25 protein-coding genes are annotated in these 25,774 nt (G+C 71.5%); 14 read left to right on the top strand and 11 right to left on the bottom strand.

Annotated features, from left to right (window positions below; all coding sequences use genetic code 11):
* Window positions 1-27 precede the first annotated feature (27 nt).
* The 10 genes from O9Y01_RS15970 to ubiU form a co-directional block, all read right to left on the bottom strand.
* Window positions 28-1,095 carry a hypothetical protein gene (locus O9Y01_RS15970; protein WP_269632600.1) on the bottom strand — a complete coding sequence of 356 codons (1,068 nt, stop codon included), beginning with the start codon at window positions 1,093-1,095 and terminating at the stop codon, window positions 28-30.
* A 25-nt stretch (window positions 1,096-1,120) separates the two neighbouring features.
* Window positions 1,121-1,471 (bottom strand): metal-sulfur cluster assembly factor, encoded by a 351-nt coding sequence (locus O9Y01_RS15975; protein WP_269632601.1) that lies wholly within the window; start codon window positions 1,469-1,471, stop codon window positions 1,121-1,123.
* Between the two features lie 21 nt (window positions 1,472-1,492).
* Entirely contained in the window at window positions 1,493-2,953 is a 1,461-nt protein-coding gene (gene ccoG, locus O9Y01_RS15980; protein ID WP_269632602.1) for a cytochrome c oxidase accessory protein CcoG, read from the bottom strand.
* Window positions 2,954-2,961: 8 nt separating this feature from the next.
* Window positions 2,962-3,420, bottom strand: a complete 459-nt coding sequence (locus O9Y01_RS15985) for an RrF2 family transcriptional regulator (RefSeq protein ID WP_269632603.1) — start codon at window positions 3,418-3,420, stop codon at window positions 2,962-2,964.
* A gap of 24 nt (window positions 3,421-3,444) precedes the next feature.
* Window positions 3,445-4,641, bottom strand: coding sequence for an NnrS family protein (locus O9Y01_RS15990; RefSeq protein ID WP_269632604.1), 1,197 nt, complete (start codon window positions 4,639-4,641; stop codon window positions 3,445-3,447).
* Window positions 4,642-4,679: 38 nt separating this feature from the next.
* On the bottom strand, window positions 4,680-4,952 hold the full coding sequence (locus tag O9Y01_RS15995) for a DUF2249 domain-containing protein (RefSeq protein ID WP_269632605.1): 273 nt from the start codon (window positions 4,950-4,952) through the stop codon (window positions 4,680-4,682).
* 127 nt (window positions 4,953-5,079) lie between these two features.
* A complete protein-coding gene (gene ipdC / locus O9Y01_RS16000; RefSeq protein ID WP_269632606.1) occupies window positions 5,080-6,708 on the bottom strand; it encodes an indolepyruvate/phenylpyruvate decarboxylase in 1,629 nt (542 codons plus the stop codon).
* Window positions 6,709-6,739: 31 nt separating this feature from the next.
* Window positions 6,740-7,216 (bottom strand): ubiquinone anaerobic biosynthesis accessory factor UbiT, encoded by a 477-nt coding sequence (ubiT, locus tag O9Y01_RS16005; RefSeq protein WP_269632607.1) that lies wholly within the window; start codon window positions 7,214-7,216, stop codon window positions 6,740-6,742.
* A 10-nt stretch (window positions 7,217-7,226) separates the two neighbouring features.
* The gene (locus tag O9Y01_RS16010; RefSeq protein WP_269632608.1) at window positions 7,227-8,198 is read right to left on the bottom strand and encodes a U32 family peptidase; all 972 of its coding nucleotides are present in this window, start codon (window positions 8,196-8,198) and stop codon (window positions 7,227-7,229) included.
* 20 nt (window positions 8,199-8,218) lie between these two features.
* Window positions 8,219-9,226 carry a ubiquinone anaerobic biosynthesis protein UbiU gene (ubiU, locus tag O9Y01_RS16015; RefSeq protein WP_269632609.1) on the bottom strand — a complete coding sequence of 336 codons (1,008 nt, stop codon included), beginning with the start codon at window positions 9,224-9,226 and terminating at the stop codon, window positions 8,219-8,221.
* Between the two features lie 306 nt (window positions 9,227-9,532).
* Between ubiU and O9Y01_RS16020 the strand changes: the two genes are divergently transcribed.
* The 14 genes from O9Y01_RS16020 (at window position 9,533) to modA (ending at window position 23,946) form a co-directional block, all read left to right on the top strand.
* Complete coding sequence (locus O9Y01_RS16020; RefSeq protein WP_269632610.1) at window positions 9,533-10,231, top strand: Crp/Fnr family transcriptional regulator; 699 nt, start codon at window positions 9,533-9,535, stop codon at window positions 10,229-10,231.
* Between the two features lie 77 nt (window positions 10,232-10,308).
* Window positions 10,309-10,539, top strand: a complete 231-nt coding sequence (locus tag O9Y01_RS16025) for a DUF2789 domain-containing protein (RefSeq protein WP_269632611.1) — start codon at window positions 10,309-10,311, stop codon at window positions 10,537-10,539.
* A 144-nt stretch (window positions 10,540-10,683) separates the two neighbouring features.
* The gene (locus O9Y01_RS16030; RefSeq protein WP_269632612.1) at window positions 10,684-11,475 is read left to right on the top strand and encodes a type IV pili methyl-accepting chemotaxis transducer N-terminal domain-containing protein; all 792 of its coding nucleotides are present in this window, start codon (window positions 10,684-10,686) and stop codon (window positions 11,473-11,475) included.
* A gap of 103 nt (window positions 11,476-11,578) precedes the next feature.
* Complete coding sequence (locus O9Y01_RS16035) at window positions 11,579-12,187, top strand: glutathione S-transferase family protein (RefSeq protein ID WP_269632613.1); 609 nt, start codon at window positions 11,579-11,581, stop codon at window positions 12,185-12,187.
* A gap of 118 nt (window positions 12,188-12,305) precedes the next feature.
* Window positions 12,306-12,734, top strand: coding sequence for a hypothetical protein (locus O9Y01_RS16040; protein WP_269632614.1), 429 nt, complete (start codon window positions 12,306-12,308; stop codon window positions 12,732-12,734).
* A 148-nt stretch (window positions 12,735-12,882) separates the two neighbouring features.
* Window positions 12,883-14,367 carry a TolC family protein gene (locus O9Y01_RS16045; protein WP_269632615.1) on the top strand — a complete coding sequence of 495 codons (1,485 nt, stop codon included), beginning with the start codon at window positions 12,883-12,885 and terminating at the stop codon, window positions 14,365-14,367.
* Window positions 14,368-14,378: 11 nt separating this feature from the next.
* A complete protein-coding gene (locus tag O9Y01_RS16050; protein ID WP_269632616.1) occupies window positions 14,379-15,803 on the top strand; it encodes a copper oxidase in 1,425 nt (474 codons plus the stop codon).
* A gap of 24 nt (window positions 15,804-15,827) precedes the next feature.
* Complete coding sequence (locus tag O9Y01_RS16055) at window positions 15,828-16,313, top strand: DUF411 domain-containing protein (RefSeq protein WP_269632617.1); 486 nt, start codon at window positions 15,828-15,830, stop codon at window positions 16,311-16,313.
* Between the two features lie 11 nt (window positions 16,314-16,324).
* Window positions 16,325-16,666, top strand: a complete 342-nt coding sequence (locus tag O9Y01_RS16060) for a copper-binding protein (RefSeq protein ID WP_269632618.1) — start codon at window positions 16,325-16,327, stop codon at window positions 16,664-16,666.
* Between the two features lie 61 nt (window positions 16,667-16,727).
* Window positions 16,728-17,135: a hypothetical protein gene (locus O9Y01_RS16065; protein WP_269632619.1), complete on the top strand. Its 408-nt coding sequence runs from the start codon at window positions 16,728-16,730 to the stop codon at window positions 17,133-17,135.
* Between the two features lie 67 nt (window positions 17,136-17,202).
* Window positions 17,203-18,474: a TolC family protein gene (locus O9Y01_RS16070; protein ID WP_269632620.1), complete on the top strand. Its 1,272-nt coding sequence runs from the start codon at window positions 17,203-17,205 to the stop codon at window positions 18,472-18,474.
* Between the two features lie 4 nt (window positions 18,475-18,478).
* On the top strand, window positions 18,479-19,960 hold the full coding sequence (locus O9Y01_RS16075) for an efflux RND transporter periplasmic adaptor subunit (RefSeq protein WP_269632621.1): 1,482 nt from the start codon (window positions 18,479-18,481) through the stop codon (window positions 19,958-19,960).
* Window positions 19,957-23,076, top strand: a complete 3,120-nt coding sequence (locus O9Y01_RS16080) for an efflux RND transporter permease subunit (RefSeq protein WP_269632622.1) — start codon at window positions 19,957-19,959, stop codon at window positions 23,074-23,076. Before O9Y01_RS16075 ends, O9Y01_RS16080 begins: the two co-directional genes overlap by 4 nt.
* Before the next feature lie 108 nt (window positions 23,077-23,184).
* A complete protein-coding gene (gene modA, locus O9Y01_RS16085) occupies window positions 23,185-23,946 on the top strand; it encodes a molybdate ABC transporter substrate-binding protein (RefSeq protein WP_442952763.1) in 762 nt (253 codons plus the stop codon).
* An 8-nt stretch (window positions 23,947-23,954) separates the two neighbouring features.
* Here modA and O9Y01_RS16090 read toward each other — a convergent pair whose 3' ends face one another.
* Window positions 23,955-25,772, bottom strand: coding sequence for a glycoside hydrolase family 15 protein (locus O9Y01_RS16090; RefSeq protein WP_269632623.1), 1,818 nt, complete (start codon window positions 25,770-25,772; stop codon window positions 23,955-23,957).
* Window positions 25,773-25,774 lie beyond the last annotated feature (2 nt).

A 25,774-nucleotide genomic window follows, 5' to 3' on the forward strand; every position in this document is an offset into this window, starting at 1 on the left:
AGAAGGCCGGGCCGGGCCGCCGCCCGATCAGGGCCGCCGCGCGCGGCAGAGCATGGCCATCAGCAGACCGAACCCCAGCAGGGACAGACCATGCAGCCAGGCCGCGCAGGGCAGCAGGTGCGAGGCGCCCACGCCCACCTGGCCCAGGGCCCGCAGCAGCAGGCTCAGCGCCATCAGGCCCAGAGGCGCCAGTGCCCAGGGGCTGTAGCGCGGCTGCAGGCGCAGCAGGGCGGGCAGCATGATGGGCGCATGGCCGAAGACCATGGCCATCACGAAGCCCAGCCACAGCCAGTGCCAGGCCAGCTGCGGCAGGCCCTGCAGCCCCGCCAGTGCGGCCGCCGCGGCCCAGGCATAGCCCAGCAGCAGGCAGCGCGCCGTGTGGCCGGCCCAGGCCTTTGCACGCCACTGGCGGCGGGCGATGTCGAAGACCAGCAGCCACAGGGCCAGGCCCAGCAGCAGCGGCCAGGCCAGCCGCGCGGCGAGCGCCGGCTGCCAGAGGCTCAGGCCGCCGCTGGCCAGCAGCCCCGCCCACAGCAGCAGGAATCCGTGGCGGGCCAGCGGGCCCAGGGGCAGCAGCCGGCAAAGCTCGCGCCGCTCCCCCGCGATGGTCAGCAGCAGGAAGAGGGATCCGTTCCAGCGCAGGGCGAAGTCCGAGCCCTGCGCCTGCCCGGCCACGGCCATCAGCAGGGGCAGGGCGGCGCTGGCCTCGATCAGCAGGGGCAGGGACCAGGCCCGCGAATGCCCCGCCCACAGGTACAGCGCCAGCAGGCCCAGTGCGGCAGCGGCCCAGAGGCCCAGGGCCACGCCGGGCAGGCCGGCGACCAGGACCACCCCGGCCAGGCCGCAGGCCAGCGGCACCGCAAAGCCACGGCCCAGCGCGGCCGCCCGCTCCAGTGAAATAAGGGTGGCGAAGAAGCCGCCCAGCATCAACAGCCCATGGTACTGCAGGGCCTGCTGGGCGATGAAGGACAGGCCCACAGGCAGGCCGCCCAGGCGCTGCAGCCCGCCAGCCAGGGCCAGCAGCAGATTCAGCAGGGCCAGGGGCAGCGCGAGGCGCAGGCCCAGGGGCAGGGGGCGGCGCGCGTGGGGGTTCACGGGGTGTGGGTGACGCCGGCGGGGCTCAGGCCCAGCCCAGGCGCAGGCGCAGGGCGGTGGACATGCGCTGGGGCGTCCAGGTGGCGTCCCAGTCCATCTCGACCGCCACCGCCCAGTCCGGCGGGCAGGCCTGGCGCAGGGCGGTCTCGGCATCCTCGATCAGCACGTCGGCCATGGGGCAGGTGGCGCTGGTGGGGATCAGCGTCAGGGTCACGCCGGCGGGGCCCAGCACGAGGCTGTCCACCAGCCCCAGGTCCACGATGCTCTCGCCGATCTCGGGGTCGGCCACGCGGCGCAGCACGGCCATGAGGCGCTCACGCTCGGGGTCGGCGGCGGCTGTGGGGCTGGTGGCGGGGTCAGGTCTTGCGTCGTCCATGAGGGCTCCGGGGTGGCGCTGTCAGCGCGGCACGAAGAAGCTGGCCTCGGCCTGGAAGGCGGGGGCCTCTGGATGGTCGAGGTCGCGGGCCAGCAGCTGCACGCGGCGTGCACCGCTCTCCCGGACCACGCCCGGTGGCAGGCGCAGCTGCACGGGCAGGGACACGATGGCGGCCGGCGCCACCTCCACCCGTTCACCGCCAAGCAGGCGCAGGCCTGGCAGGCCGGCGGCCTCCAGCGTGAGGTGCAGGGTGCGCTCGCTGCGGTTGAGCAGCTGCAGGCGGTAGACGTTCTCGACCTGGCCGTCGTCGACCTGGCGGGCCATGACCCCGCGGTCCTTGATGACGTCGATCAGCAGGGCGCTTCGCTGGCTCAGCTGCCAGACCATCAGTGCGCCCAGGACAGCCAGGGCGCCGCCGTAGATCAGCACCCGCGGCCGCAGGGTGCGCCGCCACATCTGGGCGCGTGTGAGCCCCTGGGCCACGCCGTTCTCCGTGGCATAGCGGATCAGGCCGTGCGGGGCGCCGATCTTGTCCATCACCTGGTCGCAGACGTCGATGCAGGCGGCGCAGCCGATGCACTCGTTCTGCAGGCCCTTGCGGATGTCGATGCCGGTGGGGCAGACCTGCACGCACAGGGTGCAGTCCACGCAGTCGCCGCGGCCCTGGGCCAGCACCTCGGCCGACTTGCGCGAACGTGCGCCGCGCGGTTCGCCGCGCTTGGCGTCGTAGGTGATGATGAGCGAGTCGGCGTCGATCAGGGCGCTCTGGAAGCGGGCATAGGGGCAGATGTACTTGCACATCTGCTCGCGCAGCCAGCCCGCATTGCCATAGGTGGCGCCGGCGTAGAACAGCACCCAGAACAGCTCCCAGGGCGAGAGCGCGAACTGCATCAGCGCCGCGCTCAGCTCGCGGATGGGGCTGAAGTAGCCGACGAAGCTGAAGCCGGTGAACAGGGCCAGCAGGATCCAGCCGGCGTGCTTGGCCGACTTGCGGGCCAGCTTCTCGGGGCTCCAGGGCGAGGCGTCCAGGCGCATGCGGGCCTGGCGGTCGCCCTCGGTGTGGCGCTCTATCCAGAGAAAGAGCTCCGTGTAGACGGTCTGCGGGCAGGCATAGCCGCACCACAGCCGCCCGGCCACGGCGGTGAAGAAGAAGAGCAGCAGGGCGCTGAAGACCAGCAGGGTCGCCAGGTAGATCAGGTCCTGCGGATAGAAGACCAGGCCGCCGATGTAGAAGCGCCCGCCCACCAGGTCGAAGAGCAGGGCCTGGCGGCCTTCCCATTGCACCCAGGGCATGCCGTAGAAGAAGAGCTGGGTCAGCGCCACCAGGGCCCAGCGCCAGTTGGCGAAGCGGCCGCTGACGGAGCGCGGGTAGATCTTCTGCTCGGCCACGTAGAGCGAGCTGCCGGCCGCTGCGGCAGCGGCCTGGATGGGAATGACGCGGCGGGCCGCGGGGTCGGCGGCAGGGGGCTCGGCGGAGGACATGCGCGGGGTCAGGCCTTGAGGGCGCGGATGGGGAAGTCGGGAGGCGGGCGCAGGGGCAGCTTGCGGCCCGGCGGCGGGAGCAGCTCGGCCAGCGTGTGCTGGTCCAGCTCGCCCAGGAAGGCCGCGAGCGCTTCCTTGAAGATGCGGGTGAGGCGGCAGCGCTGGGTCAGGCGGCAGTCGCTGTCCTCGCCCAGGCATTCCACCAGCATGAAGTCGGGCTCCACGGCGCGCACCAGGGCGCCGAGGTTGATGGCCGAGGGATCGTGCGCCAGGCGCATGCCGCCGCCCTTGCCGCGTACAGTGGTGATCCAGCCGCCCAGCCCCAGCTGGTGGGTGATCTTGGTCAGGTGGGCCTCCGAGATCTCATAGGCTTGCGCGATCTCGGCGGTGGTGCACAGGCGCTCCGGATGGCTGCCGAGGTAGATCAGCAGTCGCAGCGCGTAGTCGGTCATGGTGGTGAGGCGCATGGAGGCATTGTCTCCCTGTCAGGCTCAACCGGGCTGGCCATCTGCGCGGGTGCGCACCAGGAACGGTACATAGCGCCACAGATAGAGCGCGAACGAGACGCTCCACAGCAGGGACGAGGCCAGGGCCGCTTCCATCAGCCACTGCGGCCGCAGCAGCGGCAGGGCTACGCGGACCAGGGCCGCGGCGAACATGCAGAGGTAGGCGAGGGTCTCCACCGGACCGGCCTGCAGGCGGCGCCCGGTGTGCCCCAGGGCCGTGCGGGTGATCATGCCCAGGGTGATCATGCCGATCACGCCCACTGTCAGCGCATGGGTGGCCGGGCCGCTGGGCAGCTGCCACAGCAGGGCGGCGATGCGCAGCAGCAGATGCACCGGCAGCCACAGATAGGCGGCGTGCAGCACCCACACCAGCGGATTGCGCCAGGTCTTCCAGGGCTGCCACAGCAGCAGGCGCCAGCTGTGGGCCAGCAGCGCGAGGCTCAGCACGGCAAAGCTCAGGCCGCCGCCCACGCCCAGGGCGTCCAGCACGAGGAGGGCGATCACGCTGCCCAGCGAGGCCTGCTCCACCCAGGGCTCGCGCCGCGCCTGCATGCCCGGCACGCCGTTGTTGGAGAACATGGGCACCACGCGACCGGCCATCACCGCGATCATGAAGAGCACGACGTCCAGCCCCAGCGGCAGGCCGGCGGCGCTCAGCAGCGGCAGGTTCAGCAGGCCCATGCTGCCCAGGTGCAGCAGCGCGCTGCCCAGGCCCATCAGGACCAGCAGACCGACGAAGAAGTAGTTGCGGCGGTTGCTCCCCTTGTGCAGGGCCTGCCACAGGCCCCAGGCCGCGGCCCAGGGCACCGCCACATTGAGCAGCAGGGACAGCCAGGCCCAGGGGCTCAGCACCGCCAGGCGGGCCAGCACCCACAGGGCCGCGAGGGCCTGCAGCGGGCGCCCGGTCGGCGTGGCCTGCCCGGACCAGTTGCGCCCGGCCGTGAACAGGAAGCCGATCACCACCGCCAGCGCATAGCCGAACACCATCTCGTGCGCGTGCCAGGCCGGGCCCTGGAGCAGCGCGTGCGGCAGCCAGCCGCTGAACTGCAGCGCCCACAGGGGCACCATCAGCAGGGCCTGCAGCGCGGCCAGCAGGTAGAAGGGCCGGAAGCCCAGGGCCCACAGGGCGAAGCCAGCCCGCGGGGCCGGCGGTTCCTCGAGGCGCAACAGGACGGTGCTCATGGTGTCAGTCTTTCTTGCCAAGGCGTCAGGGCGAGGCCTCAGCCTCCACAGCAGCCACAGCAGCTCTTGCCGGCGGGCTTGCGGGAGATGCGGACACGCCACTGCTCGGGGCCCGACTCCAGGGCCTCCCACTCGAACTGGCCGGGCCACATCACCTGGAACTGGCGGTGCAGGGGCTCGGGGTTGTGGTCGTTGCTGAGCTCCAGCCAGCCACCAACGGGCAGGGCCTCGAAGGTGCCGAAGATGGTGGGGTGGCGCTCCTGCGGCGGCAGGCTGGGCACATGGATGTGGGGCATGGCGGTGGTGTTCATCTTTAAACCTTCATGTGAGATGTAGGAATTGTGCCGAGCGGCATGACGTAAAGCAATATTTAGGATATTTCTTTTGACCTGGATCAAGTGGCGCCGGCCGCCTGGGCGGCGCCGCCGGCCCCGGTGCTCAGTCTTCGGGCATGGACAGGCGCTTGACCGCCCGCACGAAGCGGCTCAGCGTGGGCGACAGCGAGCCGGCCGGCAGCCGGGCGTCGATCAGCTGGAAGCGGCCGCGCTGCTGGAGCGCCTGGTCCAGCGCCATGCGCAGCTCGCCCACGGTGGCGGCGCGGTGGCCGGTGCCGCCCATGCCGGCGGCCATGGCGGCGAAGTCCCAGTCGCCGCGGCCGTGGTAATGGCCTTCGGGCTGGAAGGTGCGCAGCATCTCCCAGCTGCTGTTGTTGAAGACCACGACGATGGGATCCACGCCCAGGGCCCGGGCGTTGCCCAGCTCCCAGCCCGTCATCTGGAAGGCGCCGTCGCCGACGAGGATCAGCGGCCGGCGGCCGGTGGCCACCTGCAGGCCCAGGCCGGCGGGCACGCCGTAGCCCATGCTGGCGTAGTAGCCCGGCGCGAGCAGGTCGCCCGGGGCCAGGTCCAGGGCGCTGAAGAGGCAGTCGCCCACATCGCTGGCCACGGGCATGGCGCCGTGGCGCTGCTGGAACTCGTTGAGCACGCTGATGATGGCGCCCGGACTCAGCGCTGCGTCTGCGCTGGGCAGCAGGGGCGCGGGCCAGGGGTGGGGCGGCGCGGCCGGACGCAGGGGCCGGGTCAGCAGGCGCAGCAGCAGGGCCTCGACCAGGTCCTTGATCGGCACGTCGTGGTAGCTGTGGTGGCCCATCTCCACCTGGCCCTGCCACACGCGGATGCCGTGGCGGAAGTCGATGGGCCGGCGGGCGGCGGCGAAGTTGGTGTCGCTGAGGATGGCGCCCAGCAGCAGCAGGCCGTCCGAGCTCTCGACCTGCTCGGTCAGCGCCGCGTCGCCGGCCAGGCCCAGGTAGGTGCCCAGCAGGGGCACGCCGGCATCGTGCAGCAGGCCACGACCCATCAGCGTGGTGGCCACCGGGATGTCCAGGCGCCGCGCCAGCTCGGCCACCTGCTCCTCGATGCCGTAGCGGCGGATCTCCACGCCCACCAGCATCAGCGGATGACGGGCCTGGCGCAGGCGGGCCAGCAGCTCGTCGGCGCAGGCGGCCAGGCGCTCGGCGTCCACCGGGCGTGCCTGCGGTGCGGGCACGGGCTCGCAGGGGCGGGCGGGCATGTCGCGCGGGATCTCGAGGTAGACCGGCCCGGCCTCGCGCAGGGCCGAGTCCAGCACGCGGGCGATCAGGGCCGGCGCGGTGCGCGGATCGTCCAGGCGGGCCTGGTCGACGGTGATCTCCTGGAAGATGCGCCACTGGCTGTCCAGGGACTTGACCTGATGGTGCAGCATCAGCCCGCTGGCCGCCTCGTGCGCGGCCGGGGCGCCGGACAGAATCACCAGCGGCACCCGTTCCGCATAGGCACTGGCCACGCCGTTGACGAGGTTGAGCGCGCCGGCGCCGTAGGTCACCGCGGCCACGCCCAGGCCGCCCCGGGCGCGCGAGGCCGCATCCGCCGCGAAGGCCAGCGCGGGCTCGTGTGAGAGCGGATGCAGGGGCAGGGTGCCGGCCTTCTGCATCTCCAGGAACAGGGGCAGGGCGAAGTCGCCGGGGATGCCGAAGACCTCGGTGGCGCCGCGCGCCTGGAGAGCCTGCAGCAGGGCTTGGGTGAGATTCATGGCGGGCTCCGGCCGGTGGCGGTTCAAGGCTTCAGAGAGGGCGCCCGAAGGCGGTGGCGGGCAGCAGCGGGCCGATGGCATCGAGGGTGTTCTTGAGCATCAGGCCGAACTCGGTGTTGCCTTCCATGACCAGGGCGCGGTCGAAGAAGAGGCGGTCGGCGTCCTCCTCGCCGCGCAGCAGCCGCCACAGGGCGGGCGTGCGGGCGCGGATGCGCAGCAGCACCGGCGCCTCGCGCGGGGCCAGCGTGAAGCCGGCATCGCCCAGCTGCAGGCGCAGGCGGATGCCGGGTTCCAGCAGCTCCAGCTCCATCACCTTGTGAGACAGGCTTTGGCGCTGGCTGGCATCCAGACGCGGCAGCAGGACCTGGTCCAGCAGACGAGCGGCGACGAAGGAGGGCGGCTCCACGGGCAGGCGCCGCACCACGCCGCGGACGTGGTCCAGCAGCATCTGGTGCAGGCCGGCCGGGGCCGTGGGGCGTGCAGTGGCGTCGCGCGGGGAGGCTTGCATGGGAGTCCTTTCAGGCCAGGGCCTGCATGCCCGGCTGCTGGTGGGCGAAGCCATGGACCAGGCTGCCGGGCAGGTCCAGGGTTTGCAGTTCGGCCAGGGCCTCGTCGGCATCGGCGCCCTGACGGTAGACGGCGTCGAAGAGCGCCAGCACGCGAGAGAAGCCGCCGCTGCAGGGTGAGAGCCGCAGGGCCTTCACGCCCGCGGCGCGCACGGCCTCGTGTTCCTGCAGCAGGCACTGCAGGCCGGCTGACTGCGTCGAGATGCCGTTCAACGCGAGGAAGGGCTGGCCCTCGCTGGTGCGCAGCAGCAGGCCGTCGGCGTCGTCACGGCAGCGGAATTCGCACTGGTCCTTGCTCAGGCGGTGGTGGCGCGCAGTGAAACAGCGGGCCGAGAAGGCCAGCGGCATGCGGCCGAAGGCCAGCAGCTCGGTGGCCACGGGCCGGCCCAGCGCCTGCACCGGATCCAGCGGCGGATTGCAGCGTGCGAGGGCCGCCAGAGACATCTCCGCCGGCGGCACCCAGACGCCCGCGCCCAGGCTGGCCAGCTCCTCCAGCGCGGGCCGGTTGTAGACGTTGATGTGCGGCCCCAGCACCAGCTGGCTGCGGCGCTCCTGCGCGGGCAGCTCGCGGGTGAGGCCGTGCCAGACCTGCAGGGCCGAGGCGTCACCCGCCTCGAAGTCCATGGGCGTGTCAGCACTGAGGGCGGCCTCGGCCAGGCGGCGCAGGCCGCGCAGCTCGGCCTCTGACATCAGCAGCGGCATGCTGGCCAGGCGCACGCGCTTGCCGGCCTGCTGCAGCTCGCGCGCGATGGCCAGCCAGTCCTCCAGCGAGAACTCGTTGCGGCGCGAGCAGGTGACCTCGCCCAGCACGATGGCATGGGCGGGGCTGTCCGCCAGCTCGGCGTAGAAGTGCATCAGCGTCTGGCGCGGCCACCAGTACTGCAGCGGGCCGACGGTGAGGGTGGGGGCTTGTAGGGCGGTCATCGGACGTTGGTCGCTGCGGCTCATCGCCAGGGTCGGTCAAAGGCGCCCAGGGTGCTCTGCTGGCCCTCGGCCCAGTGCGAGAGTGCCTGCTGCCAGGCGGGCGTGACGGTGTAGCGCTCGCCCGAGGCGGCGCGGTCGATGGCCTCGCGCCAGACCTTGCTGACCTGGGCCACATAGGCCGGGCTGCGCTGGCGGCCCTCGATCTTGAGGGCACGCACGCCGGACTCGATCAGCTGCGGCAGCAAGGCCAGGGTGTTGAGGCTGGTGGGCTCCTCCAGTGCGTAGTCGCGCTGGCCCTGCACGTCGAAGCGGCCCTTGCACAGCGTGGGGTAGCCGCGCGCCTCCTCGGGCGCGTAGTGGTCGATCAGCACGCCGTTGAGCCGGGCCTCGACGCCGTCCCCGCGTTCCTGCCACTGCACGGCCGAGGGGGGCGAGCACACCCCATGCGTGTTGGGCGACTGGCCCGTGGCATAGGAGGACAGCGCGCAGCGGCCCTCGACCATCACGCAGAGGCTGCCGAAGCCGAAGACTTCGATCTCCACATCGGTATGGCGGATCACGTGCTGAACCTGCTGCAGCGTCAGCACGCGGGGCAGCACGGCACGCTGGATGCCGTAGCGCTCGCGGTAGAAGTTGATGGCCTCGTAGCTCGTGGCCGAGGCCTGCACGGAGAGGTGCAAGCGAAGCTGCGGATGGGCCCTGGCTGCATAGGCCAGCACCGCGCAGTCGGCGACGATCAGCGCATCGGCGCCCAGGCTCGCGGCGCTGTCCACCGCGGCAAACCAGGGGGCCAGGTCTTGCGACTGGCCGTAGGTGTTGAGCGCCATCAGCACCTTGCGCCCGCGCTGGTGCGCATAGGCCATGCCGCTGCGCACCTGCTCCAGGTCGAAGTTGAGGCCACCGAAGTTGCGGGCATTGGTGGCGTCCTTGAGGCCCAGGTAGACGGCGTCAGCGCCCGCATCCACCGCCATCTGCAGGGCGCGCAGGCTGCCGGCCGGACACACCAGCTCAGGCTTGTTCAGGCTCATGAATAGAAGGGCCAGGCCCCCCGCTTTTTAAAGTTGCAAAATATATGAACCTTATTCGCGCAGGGTTTTGCGCCCGCGCAAATGCGGGTGGCCCCGCGACCTGGGGGAAGCGCTGATCCGGCGGAAGGGCTGGGCGTTGATGCCGCTCAAACTGGATCGATCAGCGGCGCCGCAAAGTGTGGCTTGTGCACGATTCAGTGGCACGACTCCGAGGAGACCCGCATGGGATCGATCGACTGCGCATCGACGGCGGCGCCAACACCCGAGGGCGCCCTGGAAAGGACGCATCGCAGGCGCGCCGCCGCGATGGCTCAACCGCTTATTTCCGAACGTGTGGCGGCACCGCTGCGCGAAGTGCTGATAGAGGTCGGCCAGTGGCGCCGCGTGCCCGCCGGTCAGCCCCTGTTCGAGCAGGGCGAGCACTGCGAGACCATGTGGCTGCTGCTGGAGGGCAGCGTCTGCCTGGGCCACCACGACAGCCAGGGCGAATGGCGCCAGTTCCGCCTGGCCGAGGCCGGTGAGTGGATGGGCTGCGCCGCCTGCTGGCTGCGCGAATCCCACAACCTGCGCGCCGTGGCCGCGGTGGACGTGCTGGCCGTGGGCATGAGCCGCGCACAGATCGACGCCTGGGCCGCCGAGGACCCGGCCGCCTGGCGCGCGGCCATGGAATCCGTGGTCGATGCCCTGGCCGAGCTGCAGCTGCAGCAGACCCGCCAGGCCGTGCGCCGCGAAAGCCTGGATGCGCTGGGCCGCGTGTCCGAGTGGCTGCTGGACATGTGGCGCCGCCAGGGCAGCCCGGTGCGCTTCATCCAGCGCAAGAAGTACGTGGCCTCGCAGCTGGCGATCACGCCCGAGACCTTCTCGCGCTGCCTGCGCCAGCTGGAGGAGGAGCAGTGCATCAGCGGCGCAGGCTACGAGCTGCAGATCCTGGCGCCCGACCTGCTGCGCCAGAAGGCCAGGCCGCGTTGCGAGGACAAGGCCGCCGCGGCCCGCGCAGGCGCCTGAGCGGCCGGCCACGGTAACGCGGGACAGGGGGCCGGCATGCCGCTAAGCTCTGGGCTGGCAAATTTCCGGAGCCGCCCATGCAAGCCCCCGTGCACCGCTTTTCCGACCTCTTCGCCCAGCTGGGCCTGGCCAACGACGCCGCCAGCATCGAGGCCTTCCTGCTGGACCATTCCCCCTTGCCCGACACGCTGCGGCTGGAGGAGGCGCCTTGCTGGAACGCCGCGCAGGCCGCGCTGCTGCGCGAGGAACTCCGGGCCGATGCCGACTGGGCCGAGCTGGTGGACCAGCTCAACGCGGCCCTGCGCTGAGCGGCGCCCCGGCCGTGGCATCCGCTACGGTGGCGCGCTAGCGTCGGCGGGGCTGGCCTTGAAAAAGGCAAACTGCATCAAGGATTCCTTGGGCGCGCATCCCTAGACTGGCCACTTCGTCAAGCAGAGGCAGGGAGTCTCGCGATGGAGTTCGTACGCCGCCGTCAATGTCTTCTGTGGGTGCCGGCCCTCTGGCTGGCCGGCCAGGCCCATGCCGAGGTCCGTGACCTGCCCGATGCCATCAACAAGGCCGGTCGCCTGCGCATGCTGAGCCAGCGCTGCGCGAAGGCCTATATGGCCCTGGGCCAGAAGGTGCGGTCGGAGCAGGCGGAGAAGGTCCTGTCCGATTCCATGGCGCTGTTCGACCGCCACCTGGTCGAACTGCGGGCCTTTTCACACAGCCCGGCCGTGGCCAAGGTCTACGAGCAGATGGACGGCAGCTGGAGCGCCTACAAGCTGCTGCTGGTCGGCGAGCGGCCTCATCCCAAGGGGGCAGAAGCCGTGATGGCCGCGGCGACCCAGGTGCTGGCCCAGGCCCAGCAGGGCACGGGGCTGCTGGAGCAAGCCTCGGGCAAGTCGGTGGGGCGCCTCGTCAACCTGGCGGGGCGGCAGCGCATGCTCAGCCAGCGCATGGCCTCGGCCTACCTCGGTGCCGCCTGGGGCGTGCAGAGCGAGGGCCTGGTCAAGCAGCTGAATCAGGCCCGCGAGGAATTCACGCAGGCCCAATCCAACCTCAAGGCCGCGCCCGAGACCACGGCAGCCCTGCGCTCGGAGCTGGAGATGGTGGACCAGCAGTACGTCTTCTTCGACGCCGCGCTGCGCGCCCTGCGGCCCGGCAACACCGACACCCGCTCGCTCAGCGAGGTCTTCACCACCAGCGAGCGCATCCTGCAGCTCATGGACGAGGTGACGCAGCAGTACGCCCGGCAGGCCTGAGGTCAGGGGGCGCTTTTGTGCCGGGCCAGGCCCTCCGGCGGCGCAGCGGATGCCAAGTCCCGGCGCCTGCAGGGGATGCCGCTGCATGCTAGGCTGCCGCCCCATGAGCAAGCCCACACTGATCTACTTCGACGCCCCGGTCAGCCGCGGCGAGGAATGCCGCCTGGCCCTGCACCTCGCAGGGGTGGATTTCGAGGACCGCCGCATCCCGTCCGCCGACTGGCCGGCGCTGAAGCCCTCGACGCCCTACGGCGCCATGCCCATCCTCGAGATTCCAGGCCAGGCGCCGCTGGGCCAGACCAACGCCATCCTGGTGCTGATCGGCCGCCGCCACGGCCTGCATCCCAAGGACGACTTCGAGGCCGCGCGCCACGAGGCCATGATGGCCCACGTGGAGGACCTGCGCGCCGCGGTGGGCCCCACTATCCGCATGGAGGCCGAGGAAAAGCGCCGCGTGCGCGAAAACCTGGTGGCCGGCTTCCTGCCCGACTGGGCGGCGGCGGCCGAGCGCAACATCCTGGCCCAGCCCTTCTTCGGCGGCGAGCAGCTGAACGTGGTGGACCTGAAGCTGCACATGGCCGTGCGCTGGTTCCTGGGCGGCAAGGTCGATCACATTCCGGCCGACATCTTCGCGGCCTACCCGCGTCTGATGGGTGTGCACGACGCCGTGCGCGAGCATGCCGGCGTGAAGGCCTGGTACGCCAGGGGCTGAGCGCGCACAGCGCCCGGCGCCTCGATAGCCGGGCGGTGAGGGGCTTGACCTTCCCACCGGGGCAAGCCTCACAGTGCGACTGCCGCGACTCCCGCGGCCGTCCTCTTACACTTCGAGCATGAGCACTTTCTGGCGGATCGCACTGGCATGGATGCTGGCCCTGGCCTTGCCCCTGCAAGGCCATGCCTCCCAGCGTCTGCTCGCCAGCGCCTTCGCGCCGGTGCTCGCCGGTGTTGAACCCATGCAAGCCCGCGACGCAGCCGGCGGACCCGGTCTGCACGAGGGCATGATGACCGGCCTGGCGAGCGCTCATGCCAGCCATTGCGACCAGGCCGCCGCCGCGGCGGATGGCGATCCCGCCAAGCCCGCCTCCACGGGCAGCTGCAGCGCCTGCGCCTCCTGCTGCCATGCCGCGGCCCTGCCTCCGGCGGTGCCCCAGCTGCCCCTGATGCCTCTGGCCCTGCCCGAGGCGCCCGAGTTCCACCTGGCCCTGGCCTATGTGTGGCTGGACGGGCTGGAGCGGCCGCCCAGGCCCGCCCTGCGCTGAAGCGCGCGCGGCCCTTTTGCGCCGCCACACCGTGCGGCCCTGTCCGGGGGCCTGCCATCCTTGATCCCGTCGATGCCAGGCCTGCGCACCCGAGCCGGGCCGGCCGGCGTTCAACGCACCCGCTGCCTGTCGACGCCTGCGCCAGCCCATGGCTGCCGGCACCGCCGGGCGAGCCCTGACGATTCCCATGGTCTCCACGCCAATGAACGAGCTGCCCATGCACCCCCACATCACCCGAGTCCGCCTGTCGCGGCTGGCCCTGGCGCTGGCCCCGCTGCTGCTGGGCGCCTGCGCCAGCCTCAGCCCCGATGAGGGCATGGCCCCCCTTCAGTCCACCGCGAGGCAGCAGCTCCAGGCCGAGCTGCAGACGGCGCGCACGCCGCAGGACCAGGACCGCATCGCTGCCCGCGTGGCCGAACTGCTGCGGCAGCCCCTCAGCGCGGACAGCGCCGTGCAGCTGGCCCTGCTCAACAATCGCGGCCTGCAGGCCGGCTTCCAGTCCCTGGGGATTGCCGATGCCGAGCGGGTGCAGGCCAGCCGCCTGCCCAATCCCGGTTTCCGCCTGGGCCGCCTGAAGCAGGGCGAGGAGCGCGAGATCGAGCGCACGCTGGCGCTGGACCTCGGGGCCCTGATCAGCCTGCCCCTGCGCCGCCAGCAAGCACAGCAAGGCCTGGTGGCCCAGCAGCGCGAGGTGGCGCTGCAGATGCTGGCCCTGGCCGCCGACACCCGCAAGGCCTTCTACGAGGCCGTGGCCGCGCAGCAGACCGCCGCTTACCGCCGCGACGCCCGCGAAGCCGCGCAGGCCGCCGCCGAGCTGGCGCGTCGCATGCAGCAGGCCGGCAACTGGAGCGCCCTGGACCAGGCCCGGGAGCAGGGCTTCCTGGCCGAGGCCCGGCTGGGCGCTCTGCAGGCCGAGCTGGCACAGGGCCGCGCCCGCGAACGGCTGGCGCGCCTGCTGGGGCTGGCCAGTCCCGATGCATTCCTGCTGCCGGACCGGCTGCCCGCGCTGCCGGCCCAGGTGGAGGCGCCGCCGGACATCGAGCGGCAGGCCCTGCAGGGGCGCCTGGACCTGCAGGCGGCCCGGGCTCGGATGGAGGCCAGCGCCCGCGCCCTCGGGCTGAGCCGCGTGACCCGCTTCGTCGATGTGCTGGAGCTGGACCTCAAGCACAACAGTGCCAGCGAGGCCCCGCGCCAGACCGGCGTCGAGCTCGGCTTCGAGATTCCTCTCTTCGACTGGGGCGAGGCGCGTGTCGCCCGGGCCGAGGCCCAGTACCTGCAGGACGCCCACCTCGCCGCGCAGGCCGTGATCGAGGCCCGCTCCGAGCTGCGCGAGGCCTACCAGGGCTACCTCAGCGCCCATGAGGTAGCCCGCCACTACCGCGACGAGCTGCTGCCCCTGGCGCGGCGGGTGTCGGACGAACAGCTGCTGCGCTACAACGGCATGTTCATCGGCGTCTTCGAGTTGCTGGCCGATGCGCGCACGCAGATCGGCACCGTCAGCGCCTCCATCGAGGCCCTGCGCGATTTCTGGATCGCCCGGGCGGACCTGGACCTGGCCCTGGTCGGCCGGCCCGCGCTCGCACCGACCGTGGCGCCCGCCCCCTCGAACAGCGCCCGCGGCGCCGCGCACTGAAAGGACAGCCCATGTTTTCCCGACGCAATTTCTTCCGTGGTGCCGGTGCGCTGACGGCCGCCGTGTCGGCCGCCTCCGTCAGCCGCGTGGCCCTGGCCGCGCTGCCTGAGGCCGTCCAGCAGACCAGCCCCGACACCCAGCCGCCCCTGGCGCCCAGCGCCGGCCGCCCCTACCGCCCGGTGGTCACGCTCAATGGCTGGACCTTGCCCTTTCGCATGAACCAGGGCGTCAAGGAGTTCCACCTCGTGGCCGAGCCCGTGCTGCGCGAGCTCGCGCCCGGCATGAAGGCCCGGCTGTGGGGCTACAACGGCCAGTCGCCCGGGCCCACCATCGAGGTGGTGGAGGGCGACCGCGTGCGCATCTTCGTCACCAACCGCCTGCCTGAGCACACCAGCGTGCACTGGCACGGCCAGCGCCTGCCCAACGGCATGGACGGCGTCTCCGGCCTGACGCAGAAGGCCATCCAGCCCGGGCAGACCTATGTCTACGAGTTCGTGGCGCGCCGCCCCGGCAGCTTCATGTACCACCCGCATGCCGACGAGATGACGCAGATGGCCATGGGCATGATGGGCCTGTGGATCACGCACCCCAAGGGCCGGCACCCGCTGATCGAGGAGGTGGACCGCGACTTCTGCTTCCTGCTCAACGCCTTCGACATCGATCCCGGCTCCGCCACGCCGCGCATCATGACCATGCTGGACTTCAACCTGTGGTGCTGGAACAGCCGTGTCTTCCCCGGCATCGACACGCTCAATGTGCGCAGGAACGACAAGGTCCGCATCCGCGTGGGCAACCTCACCATGACCAACCACCCCATCCACGTGCATGGCCATGAGTTCACCGTGACCGGCACCGACGGCGGCCCCGTGCCCAAGACCGCGCGCTGGCCCGAGGTCACCACCGACGTGGCCGTGGGCCAGATGCGCCAGGTCGAGTTCGTCGCGGACGAGGAGGGCGACTGGGCCTTCCATTGCCACAAGAGCCACCACACCATGAACGCCATGGGCCACCAGGTGCCCACCATGATCGGGGTGAAGCAGCAGGACCTGGCCGAGAAGATCGCGAAGCTGGTGCCCGACTACATGGCCATGGGCGAAAGCGGCATGGCCGAGATGGGCAGCATGCAGATGCCCCTGCCGGACAACACCCTGCCCATGATGACGGGCGACGGCCCCTTCGGTGGCGTCGAGATGGGCGGCATGTTCTCCATCCTCAAGGTGCGCAAGGACCAGAAGCCCGGCGACTACAGCGACCCGGGCTGGTACCGCCACCCGCCCGGCACCGTGGCGCGCGAGTGGACGGGCGGCCTGCCCGATGCCGCGCGCTCCGGCACGCCAGGCGGCCAGTCCATGCCCCGCCAGGCCCCCTCGGAGACCGAGCTGCGCGCGCGCAAGCCAGGCGCTCATGGAGGGCACGGTGGGCATGGCGAGCATTGAGGGCGGCCAGCGAAAGGCATCACGATGAAGACAAACGAAATGGCAAGACCTGACCCCCTGCGCCGCCACGCCCTGCATTTGGTCCTGGGCCTCGGCGCCCTGGCCGTGCCCGGCCTGGCCCTTGCGGCGGCGCCGCGCGTGCAGGTCTGGAAGGGCCCGGCCTGCGGCTGCTGCACGGACTGGATCCGGCATCTGCAGGCCCAGGGCTTCCAGGTTGACGTGACCGAGGGCGGCAACACCCAGGCGCGCCAGCGGCTGGGCATCCCCCTGGCGCTGGGCTCCTGCCATACCGCGCTCGTGGGCGGCTATGCCCTCGAAGGCCATGTGCCCGCCCGCGAGATCCGCCGTCTCCTGCAGGAACGCCCGCAGGCCCTGGGCCTGGCCGTGCCCGCCATGCCCCTGGGGTCGCCCGGCATGGACGGGCCGGCCTACGGCGCTCGCAAGGATCCCTACGAGGTGCTGCTGCTCCTGAAGGACGGCAGCACCCGTGTCTACCAAAACTATCCATGAAGGACGTACGCATGCACACGATCAAGCTCAAGCCCAAGCACCTCGCACTCGCCGCACTGATCGCCGCGGGCGCTCCCCTCGCAACACCTGTCCTGGCCCAGAGCACGGCCGCCTCCACGCCGGCCAGCGAGCTGAGCGAGGGCGAGATCCGCAAGGTCGACAAGGAGGCACGCAAGCTGACCATCAAGCATGGCGAGCTCCGCAATCTGGACATGGCCGCCATGACCATGGTGTTCCAGGTGAAGGACCCGGCCATGCTGGACCAGGTCAAGGCCGGCGACCACGTGCGCTTCAAGGCCGAGCGCAAGGGCGCCAGCCTGGTGGTGACGGAGCTGCAGCCCCCGCTGCGCTAAGGCCGCCCCCCCTTTGATCTGAGGCAAGCTGCCGCTGCCGCCGCCTTCTATGCTTGCGACCATGCAACTCGCCAGGCGCCTTCGCCGCTGGATGGGCTCCGGCCTGTCGCTGGCCCTGCTGTTCATGCAGCTGGCCACGGCGGCCTATGCCTGCCCGCAGCTGGCGGCCGCTTCGGCAGCGGTCTCGATGGCGGCCCAGATGCCTGGCTGCGAAGGTATGGGCGCCGGCATGGACGAGGACCAGCCCCAGCTGTGCAAGGCCCATTGCGAGAAGGATGCGCAGGGCAGGGCGCTGTCGGCCGTGCCGGACCTGCAGCCCAACGCCTCGGCGCCGGCCCTGCTGATGGGCGTCGTCACGCCGCTGCAGCCGGCCCTGCCGCCGCTTCTGCAGCGCCTGCATGCCGGCGCGCCGCTGCGCCCGCCCGGGGCGCCGCCCTTGTACCTTTCACTGCTGATCCTCAGGAATTGAGCCGGACCCGCGTCGCCGCGCATGGGGCGCGGCCGACTGTCGTCCTGTCTCGATGCCGAGGATCACCATGTCTGCCTTCCTTCCCGGCCGTGCGCGCAGTCGCCCGGCCCCTGCCGGCGCCGTCAGTGCGCGGGCGGCGCTCCTGTCCTTCGCCCTGCTGGCCGGTCCGGCCGTCGCGCTGGACCCGGCCGAGGCGCTGCGCCTTGCCGAACAGCTGAACCCCGCCCTTCACGCCCAGCAGGCCAGTGCCGACGGCGCCCGGGCTTCGCAGGCCGCCGCCGCCGCACTGCCCGACCCGCGACTGAGCCTGGGCGTGGAGAACCTGCCCACCACCGGCCCCGACCGCTGGAGCCTGACGCGCGACTTCATGACCATGCAGCGCCTGGCGCTCATGCAGGAGGTGCCCAACGCCGCCAAGCGTGCCGCCCGCGCCGAGGCCGCCCAGGCCCGTGCCGACCGGGAGCGCGCACTCCTGGTGCTGCAGCGCCTGCAGCTGCGCCAGGCCCTGGGCACGGCGTGGATCGCGGTGCAGTCGGCGCAACGGGGGCGCGACCTGCTGCAGGCCCTGGTGGACGAGAACCTGCAGCTGCAACGCACCCTGCCGGCCCGCATCGCCGGCGGCAGCGCGGCGGCCGCCGAGCTCGTGATGGCGCGCCAGGAAGCCCTGGCCCTGGCGGACCGGCAGGATGAGCTGACGCGCGAGCTGTTCAAGGCGCGCGCGGCCCTGCGCCGGCTCGTCGGCCCGCGGGGCGACGAGCCCCTCATCGGCGAGCTGCCCCTGCCCCCCGTGCAGGCTGAGGCGCTGCGGGCCCGCCTGCATGCCCATGCCGAGCTCGCCGCCTTCCCGGCTCAGCAGGCCCTGGCCCGGGCCGAGCTGCGCGAGGCCGAGTCCGAATCGCGCGGCGACTGGGCCTGGGAGCTGGCCTACAGCCGCCGTGGCCGGCAGTGGGGCGACATGCTCTCCTTCCAGCTCAGCTTCGACCTGCCCTGGCAGCGGGAGCGCCGCCAGCAGCCCATGGCCGCGGCGCGCCAGCGGGAGCTGGAACGGGTGCAGCTGGAGCGCGAAGAGGCCGAGCAGCGCCACCGCCTGGCGCTGGAGGAGGACCTCGCCGAGCTGCAGTCCCTGGCAAGTCAGCACGAGCGCCTGACTTCGCAGGGCCTGCCCCTGGCGAAGGACCGCGTGAGCCTGGCCTTGAGCGCCTACCAGTCCGGCAAGTCCGACCTGGGGGCGGTGCTGGCGGCGCGCGCCCAGCTGCTGGAGCTGCGCCTGCGCCAGAACGAGCTGCAGACGCGGCAGGCGCTGCTGCAGCTGCGCCTGAACAGCCTGGCTGAGGAGTGAAGCCATGAATCGCAAGATGATCCCCTGGACCCTGGTCCTGCTCGCGCTCGGCGCGGGTGCCGGCTGGTGGGTGTCCCGCTGGAGTGCCAGCCCCACGTCGCCGGCTGCGCCCGCCGAGCGCCGGGTGCTGTACTGGTACGACCCCATGGTGCCGGGCCAGCGCTTCGACAAGCCCGGCAAGTCCCCCTTCATGGACATGCAGCTGCAGCCCCGCTATGCCGACGAGCCCGAGCCCGGCGGCCCGGCCCTGCAGCTGGACGCCCGCACCGTGCAGGCCCTGGGCCTTCGCACGGTACCGGTGCAGCGGCGCGAGGTGGCCGCGGCGGTCGAGGTGCCGGGCACGCTGCAGCTGAACGAGCGCGATGTGAGCCTGGTGCAGGCGCGCAGCGGCGGCTTCGTCGAGAAGGTGCACGCCCATGCGCCGGGTGAAGTCATCGCGGCGGGCGCGCCTCTTGCGGATCTCCTGCTGCCGGACTGGCTGGCCGCGCAACGGGAGTTCCTGGCCGTGCGAGCCCTGGGCGACGTCGCCCTGACCGACGCCGCCCGCCAGCGCCTGCCCTTGCTGGGCATGCCGGCGGCGCTGATCGCCGAGGTCGAGCGCAGCGGCCAGGTGCAGGCGCGGCACACCGTCGTGGCGCCGCGCACTGGCCTGCTGGCCGAGCTGATGGTGCGCCAGGGCATGACGGTCTCGGCCGGCATGAGCCTGGCCCGCATCAATGGCCTGGACCCGCTGTGGTTCGAGGTGGCGGTGCCGGAGCTGCAGGCCGGTGCCATCGCCCTCGGGCAGGAGGCCGAGCTGCGCCTCGCGGCCTACGGTGCCGAGGTCTTCAAGGCCCGCGTGAGCGCCGTGCTGCCCGAGGCCAGCCGGGAGACGCGCACCCTGCGCCTGCGTCTGGAGCTGCCCAATCCGGGCCTGCGGCTGAAGGCGGGCCTGTCCGGCCAGGCCCGCCTGCAGGGGACGCCGCGCACGGCCCTGCTGCTGCCCAGTGAGGCAGTGGTGCGCAGCGGGCGGCGTGCGATCGTGTACGCGGTCGATGCGCCTGGCCGCTTCCATCCCGTCGAGGTCCAGCTGGGCGCCGAGCTGGGGGACGAGCTCGTCATCACCGGCGGGCTGGAGGCCGGGCAGTCGGTGGTGGCCTCGGCCACCTTCCTCATCGATTCCGAGGCCAGCCTGCGCGGGGTGCTGCCCGTGCCGGCCGCGAGCGAGCCTGCGCCGGTGGCTCAGGCCGTGAGCCACAGCGCGCTGGGCCGCATCGAGGACCTGGGGGCGGGCGAGCTGATGTTGTCCCACGAGGCCATCCCGGCCCTGCGCTGGCCGGCCATGACCATGGGCTTCAAGCTGGCCGAGCCGCGCCTGGCAGCCGGGCTGACGAGGGGGCAGACCGTGCGGTTCAGCTTCGTGCAGCGGGGCGATGAGCCCGTGATCACGGCGATCCAGCCCGTTGCGCCGGCAGCAGCGGCCTCGCGGACCGGAGGTCGGCCATGATCGCCCGCCTGATCCGCTGGTCCGTCGGCAACCGCTTCCTGGTGCTGCTGGCGACCCTGCTGCTGACCGGCTGGGGCCTGTGGGCCGTGCGCGGCACGGCCATCGACGCCCTGCCCGACCTGTCCGACGTGCAGGTCATCATCCGCACCTCCTACCCGGGGCAGGCGCCGCAGATCGTCGAGAACCAGGTGAGCTATCCGCTGTCCAGCACCATGCTCTCGGTGCCCGGTGCCAAGGCAGTGCGTGCCTTCTCCTTCTACGGCGATTCCTTCGTCTATGTGCTCTTCGAGGAAGGGACCGACCTCTACTGGGCGCGCTCCCGTGTGCTGGAGTACCTCAACCAGGTGCAGGGCCGCCTGCCGGCCTCCGCGCGCCCGGCGCTGGGGCCGGACGCCACCGGCGTCGGCTGGATCTACCAGTACGCCCTGGTGGACCGCAGCGGCCGCAACGATCTTTCCCAGCTGCGATCACTGCAGGACTGGTTCCTGAAGTTCGAGCTCAAGAGCCTGCCCGGCGTGGCAGAGGTGGCCAGCGTAGGCGGCATGGTGCGGCAGTACCAGGTGGTGCTGGACCCCCTGCGGCTGAGCGCGCTGGGCATCACCCAGGCCCAGGTCCGCGAGGCCCTGACGGCCGCCAACCAGGAGACCGGCGGCTCGGTGCTGGAGCTGGCCGGCGCCGAGTACATGGTCCGGGCCGACGGCTACCTCAAGACCCTGGACGACTTCCGCGCCGTGCCGCTGGCCCTGCGCTCGGGCGTGCCGGTGCGCCTGGGCGACGTCGCCACCGTGCAGCTGGGCCCCGAGATGCGGCGCGGCATCGCCGAGCTGGACGGCGAGGGCGAAGTGGCCGGCGGCGTGGTGATCCTCCGCTCCGGACGCAACGCGCAGGAAGCCATCGCGGCGGTGCGCGCCCGGCTGGCCGCACTGCAGGCGGCGCTGCCGCAGGGCGTCGAGATCGTCACCACCTACGACCGCAGTGCCCTCATCGAGCGTGCCGTCAGCAATCTGAGCCACAAGCTGCTCGAGGAGTTCCTCGTCGTGGCCCTGGTCTGCGCCGTCTTCCTGTGGCACCTGCGCTCGGCGCTGGTGGCCATCCTGGCGCTGCCGCTGGGCGTGCTGGCCGCCTTCATCGTGATGCGCTACCAGGGCATCAACGCCAACATGATGTCCCTGGGCGGCATCGCCATCGCCATCGGCGCCATGGTGGATGCGGCCGTGGTGATGATCGAGCACGCGCACAAGAAGCTGGAGGCCTGGCAGCATGCGCACGAGGGGCGGATCCCGTCCGGCGGCGAGCGCTGGCAGCTCATCACCGACGCTGCCGTGGAGGTGGGACCGGCGCTGTTCTTCTCGCTGCTGGTGATCACGCTGTCCTTCGTGCCCGTCTTCACGCTGGAGGCGCAGGAAGGGCGTCTCTTCGGCCCGCTGGCCTTCACCAAGACCTATGCCATGGCGGCGGCGGCGGGGCTGTCCGTCACCCTGGTCCCGGTGCTGATGGGCTTCTGGATCCGCGGCCGGATCCCGGACGAGCAGCGCAACCCCATCACCCGTGCGCTGATCGCCGTCTACCGGCCCGCGCTGGAGTGGGTGCTGCGCCGGCCGCGCGGCACGCTGGTCCTGGCCCTGATGGTGCTTGCCAGCACGGCCTGGCCCTTGATGCGCCTGGGCGGCGAGTTCCTGCCCGCCATCGACGAGGGCGACCTGCTCTACATGCCCTCGGCCCTGCCGGGACTCTCGGCCCAGCGTGCGACCGAGCTGCTGCAGCTGAGCAACCGCATGATCCGCACGGTGCCCGAGGTCGAGCATGTCTTCGGCAAGGCCGGCCGCGCCGAGACCGCCACGGACCCGGCGCCGCTGGAGATGTTCGAGACCACCGTCAAGCTCCGGCCCCGCGAACAGTGGCGCCCCGGCATGACGCCGGAGAAGCTGGTGGAGGAGCTGGACCGGGCGGTGCGCATCCCCGGCCTGTCCAATCTGTGGATCCCGCCGATCCGCAATCGCGTGGACATGCTGGCCACGGGCATCAAGAGCCCCATCGGCGTCAAGGTCAGCGGCCCGGATCTGGCGGCCATCGAGCGCATGAGCCTGAGCATCGAGCAGGTGGCGCGCACGGTGCCGGGCGTGAGCTCGGCGCTGGCCGAGCGCCTCACCGGCGGGCGCTATCTCGACGTGCACATCGACCGAACCGCCGCCGCACGCTACGGTCTCAACGTGGCCGATGTGCAGGCCGTGGTGGCGGGCGCCATCGGCGGTGAGAACATCGGCGAGACGGTGGAGGGCCTGGCCCGCTACCCCATCAACCTGCGCTATCCGCGTGAATGGCGGGACTCGCCGCAGCGCCTGGCCGAGCTGCCCCTGCTGACGCCCGCGGGCCTGCAGATCACCCTGGGCAGCGTGGCCCGGCTGCGCCTCGGCGAAGGACCGCCCATGCTGCGCAGCGAGAACGCGCGGCCCACGGGCTGGGTCTATGTCGACGTGCGCGGCCGCGACCTGGCCGCGGTGACCCGCGAGCTGCGGGCTGCCGTGGCGAGGTCGGTGAAGCCGGAGCCCGGCACGAGCATCGCCTACTCGGGCCAGTTCGAATATCTGGAGCGCGCCAATGCCCGGCTGCAGGTGGTGGTGCCGGCCACGCTGCTGATCATCTTCCTGCTGCTGTACCTGACCTTCCGCCGGCTGGACGAGGCCTTGCTGATCATGGCCACGCTGCCCTTCGCGCTGACCGGCGGCGTCTGGTTCCTCTACCTCATGGGCATGCATCTGTCGGTGGCCACCGGGGTGGGCTTCATCGCGCTGGCAGGGGTGTCGGCGGAGTTCGGCGTGGTGATGCTGGTCTATCTGCGGCATGCGCTGGAGGCGCGGCAGCGCGAGGGCGAGGCGCTGTCTCGCGCCGAGCTGCTGGACGCCATCCGCGAAGGTGCCGTGCTGCGCGTGCGGCCCAAGGCCATGACGGTGGCGGTGATCCTGGCCGGCCTGCTGCCCATCGTCTTCGGCAGCGGCACGGGCATCGAGGTGATGAGCCGTATCGCCGCGCCCATGCTGGGCGGCATGCTCAGCGCTCCGCTGCTGTCGCTGTTTCTGATCCCGGCCGCCTTTCTGCTGCGGCGGGGCAGGGCTTGAGCGGGCGCAAGCTCCGCGGCGATGCCAGGCTGCGGTCGTTATGCATGGGTGTATATTGCGCTCGATTCAATCCACCGCCTCCGCAATCCACAAGGACTGCGCACCGTCATGCTCCTTCCCCACCGTCTCCTGCTGAAGGCCGCGCTTGGCGGCGCCATGCTCTGCGCGCTGCCGGCCCTGGCGGCTGATCTCACCGTCTCCGCTGCGGCGAGCCTGGGCAATGCCTTCAAAGAGATCGCACCGGCCTTTGAAGCCCGCCACCCCGGCACGCGCGTGCTGCTCAATGTCGGGGCCTCGGACGCTCTGCTGGCCCAGATTGCCAAGGGTGCGCCGGTGGACGTCTTCGCCTCCGCGGACCAGGAGACCATGGACCGCGCCGAGGCACAGAAGGCCGTGCTCACGGGCACGCGGCGCGACTTCGTGGCCAACAGTCTGGTGCTGGTCGTGCCTGCGACCGGCGCGGTGAGCCTCAAGGCCCTCACAGACCTGCAGCTGCCTGCCGTGCAGCGCGTGGCCCTGGGCAAGCCCGAGGGCGTGCCGGCGGGGCGCTATGCCAAGGGTGCCCTGGAGGCCGCCAGGCTGTGGCCTGCAGTGGCGTCCAAGGCCGTCTATGCCAGCAATGTGCGGCAGGCCCTGGACTATGTGGCGCGGGCCGAGGTGGACGCCGGCTTCGTCTATGCCACTGATGCGGCCGTGCAGCAGGAGAAGGTCCGTGTGGTCGCCGTGGTGCCGACCGTCTCGCCCATCCGCTACCCCGTGGCGGCCGTGGCCGGCGGCGGCAATGCCGAGGGCGCCCGCCAGTTCATCGACTACCTGCTCTCGCCGGCGGGCCAGGCGGTGCTGGCCCGCCACGGATTCCAGAAGCCCTGAGGCGCGGCTCAGATCATGCTGTCCCAGGGCGCCGAGAGTCGCACGGCGCTGTGGATGATGCCCACCATGGAGTAGGTCTGCGGGAAGTTGCCCCAGAGTTCGCCCGTGGCCGGGGCCAGGTCCTCGCTCAGCAGGCCCAGCCTGTTGCGGCGGGACAGCATGGCCTCGAAGTTCTCCCGGGCCTGCGCCCGCCGGCCGGTGCGCGCCAGGGCGTCGATGTGCCAGAAGGTGCAGACATTGAAGGCGGTCTCGGGGAATCCGAAGTCGTCGCGGCCTTCGTAGCGGCGCATGAAGTAGCCGTCGCACAGCGTGGTCTCCAGGGCGCGGACGGTGCTGATGAAGCGCGGGTCCTGCGGGTTCAGGAAGCCCACCTCGCCCATCAGCAGCACGCTGGCGTCCAGGTCCGATCCCTCGAAGCTCTCGACGAAAGCCTGGCGCTTCTCGTTCCAGGAGCGGGCCAGGATCTTGGCCTGGATGGCATGGGCCCGCGTGCGCCAGAGGGCGGCGCGCTCCGGTTGCGACATGCGTTGCGCCACGTGGGCCAGGCGGTCACAGGCGGCCCAGCACATGAGGGCCGAGGACGTGTGGATGCGTGCCCGCGTGCGCAGCTCCCAGATGCCGGCGTCGGGCTGCTCATGCAGCAGCCAGGCCTGCTCGCCCATGGACTCCAGGGCCTCGAAGTCCTTGGTGTCCGCCTGCCTGAAGAGGCGCATGTCATGGAAGGCCTGGGCCGCGCCCAGCACCACGCTGCCGTACACGTCGTGCTGGAAATGCTCGTAGGCCTGGTTGCCGATGCGCACCGGCCCCATGCCCCGGTAGCCGTACGCGCCTTCCACGATGGACTCCGGCAGATCGGCCTCCAGGCCCAGGCCGTAGAGCGGCTGGACATGGCCGTCTCGCGCGCTGCGGATCACGTTGTAGAGCCAGTTCAGGTAGCCCTCCATGGTGCCCACCTCGGAGAGGCCGTTGAGCGCGCGCACCACGAAGAAGGCGTCGCGAATCCAGCAGTAGCGGTAGTCCCAGTTGCGGCCGCTGTTCGGGGCCTCGGGAATGCTGGTCGTCATGGCGGCCACGATGGCGCCGGTCTCCTCGTACTGGCACAGCTTGAGCGTGATGGCCGCGCGGATCACCGCTTCCTGCCATTCCAGGGGCAGGGCCAGGCGGTGGGTCCAGTGGCGCCAGTACAGGGAGGTCTGCTCCTCGAAGCTGCGCGCCGTCTCCTCGATGCCGGCGTCGAGGGTCTCGTCCGGCCCCAGCAGCAGGCTCACCGGCTTGTGCAGGGAGAACCAGGTCTGGTCGACCAGATAGCTCAGCGGCACATTGGTGCTGAGCCGCAGCACCAGCTCGGGCAGGATGTAGCGCAGGTGATGGCTGCCGCGGGTGAGGGTGGGGGCCGTGCGCCCCCAGTCGCCACGCGGTGTCACGCGGAAGCGCACGCGGGGGTGCCCGGCCAGGGGCCGCACGCGGCGCACGAGCTGCGCGGGCCTGAAGGGGCGGTCACGGGTGATGAAGCGAGGGGCGAAGTCGATCACCTCGATGCCCTGGCCCTGCGCGTCCCACAGCTCGGTGCGCACGATGGCCGTGCCCGGCTCGTAGCGCTGCTCGGATCGCGCCAGGTGCTCGATCTCCACGCTGAAGACGCCTTCCGAGCCGATGCCCTCTGCCGAATGCATCAGCGCGTCGAAGACCGGTGTGCTGTCGAAGCGCGGCATGCAGCACCAGACGATGTGGGCCTTCGCGTCCACCAGGGCGCTGATCTGGCAGTTGCCGATGAGTGCCAGGTCCAGGGACGCCGGCGAGGTTTGCAGCGATTGCTTGTCCTGCATAC

Source organism: Pelomonas sp. BJYL3 (assembly GCF_027257975.1).
Classification (GTDB): Bacteria; Pseudomonadota; Gammaproteobacteria; order Burkholderiales; family Burkholderiaceae_C; genus Roseateles_B; species Roseateles_B flavus.

Coding starts and splice junctions, on each gene's coding strand:
- O9Y01_RS15975 (WP_269632601.1), bottom strand. CDS start 1,471: ATGGACGACGCAAGACCTGACCCCGCCACCAGCCCCACAGCCGCCGCC.
- ccoG (WP_269632602.1), bottom strand. CDS start 2,953: ATGTCCTCCGCCGAGCCCCCTGCCGCCGACCCCGCGGCCCGCCGCGTC.
- O9Y01_RS15985 (WP_269632603.1), bottom strand. CDS start 3,420: ATGCGCCTCACCACCATGACCGACTACGCGCTGCGACTGCTGATCTAC.
- O9Y01_RS15990 (WP_269632604.1), bottom strand. CDS start 4,641: ATGAGCACCGTCCTGTTGCGCCTCGAGGAACCGCCGGCCCCGCGGGCT.
- O9Y01_RS15995 (WP_269632605.1), bottom strand. CDS start 4,952: ATGAACACCACCGCCATGCCCCACATCCATGTGCCCAGCCTGCCGCCG.
- ipdC (WP_269632606.1), bottom strand. CDS start 6,708: ATGAATCTCACCCAAGCCCTGCTGCAGGCTCTCCAGGCGCGCGGCGCC.
- ubiT (WP_269632607.1), bottom strand. CDS start 7,216: ATGCAAGCCTCCCCGCGCGACGCCACTGCACGCCCCACGGCCCCGGCC.
- O9Y01_RS16010 (WP_269632608.1), bottom strand. CDS start 8,198: ATGACCGCCCTACAAGCCCCCACCCTCACCGTCGGCCCGCTGCAGTAC.
- ubiU (WP_269632609.1), bottom strand. CDS start 9,226: ATGAGCCTGAACAAGCCTGAGCTGGTGTGTCCGGCCGGCAGCCTGCGC.
- O9Y01_RS16020 (WP_269632610.1), top strand. CDS start 9,533: ATGGCTCAACCGCTTATTTCCGAACGTGTGGCGGCACCGCTGCGCGAA.
- O9Y01_RS16025 (WP_269632611.1), top strand. CDS start 10,309: ATGCAAGCCCCCGTGCACCGCTTTTCCGACCTCTTCGCCCAGCTGGGC.
- O9Y01_RS16030 (WP_269632612.1), top strand. CDS start 10,684: ATGGAGTTCGTACGCCGCCGTCAATGTCTTCTGTGGGTGCCGGCCCTC.
- O9Y01_RS16035 (WP_269632613.1), top strand. CDS start 11,579: ATGAGCAAGCCCACACTGATCTACTTCGACGCCCCGGTCAGCCGCGGC.
- O9Y01_RS16040 (WP_269632614.1), top strand. CDS start 12,306: ATGAGCACTTTCTGGCGGATCGCACTGGCATGGATGCTGGCCCTGGCC.
- O9Y01_RS16045 (WP_269632615.1), top strand. CDS start 12,883: ATGGCTGCCGGCACCGCCGGGCGAGCCCTGACGATTCCCATGGTCTCC.
- O9Y01_RS16050 (WP_269632616.1), top strand. CDS start 14,379: ATGTTTTCCCGACGCAATTTCTTCCGTGGTGCCGGTGCGCTGACGGCC.
- O9Y01_RS16055 (WP_269632617.1), top strand. CDS start 15,828: ATGAAGACAAACGAAATGGCAAGACCTGACCCCCTGCGCCGCCACGCC.
- O9Y01_RS16060 (WP_269632618.1), top strand. CDS start 16,325: ATGCACACGATCAAGCTCAAGCCCAAGCACCTCGCACTCGCCGCACTG.
- O9Y01_RS16065 (WP_269632619.1), top strand. CDS start 16,728: ATGCAACTCGCCAGGCGCCTTCGCCGCTGGATGGGCTCCGGCCTGTCG.
- O9Y01_RS16070 (WP_269632620.1), top strand. CDS start 17,203: ATGTCTGCCTTCCTTCCCGGCCGTGCGCGCAGTCGCCCGGCCCCTGCC.
- O9Y01_RS16075 (WP_269632621.1), top strand. CDS start 18,479: ATGAATCGCAAGATGATCCCCTGGACCCTGGTCCTGCTCGCGCTCGGC.
- O9Y01_RS16080 (WP_269632622.1), top strand. CDS start 19,957: ATGATCGCCCGCCTGATCCGCTGGTCCGTCGGCAACCGCTTCCTGGTG.
- modA (WP_442952763.1), top strand. CDS start 23,185: ATGCTCCTTCCCCACCGTCTCCTGCTGAAGGCCGCGCTTGGCGGCGCC.
- O9Y01_RS16090 (WP_269632623.1), bottom strand. CDS start 25,772: ATGCAGGACAAGCAATCGCTGCAAACCTCGCCGGCGTCCCTGGACCTG.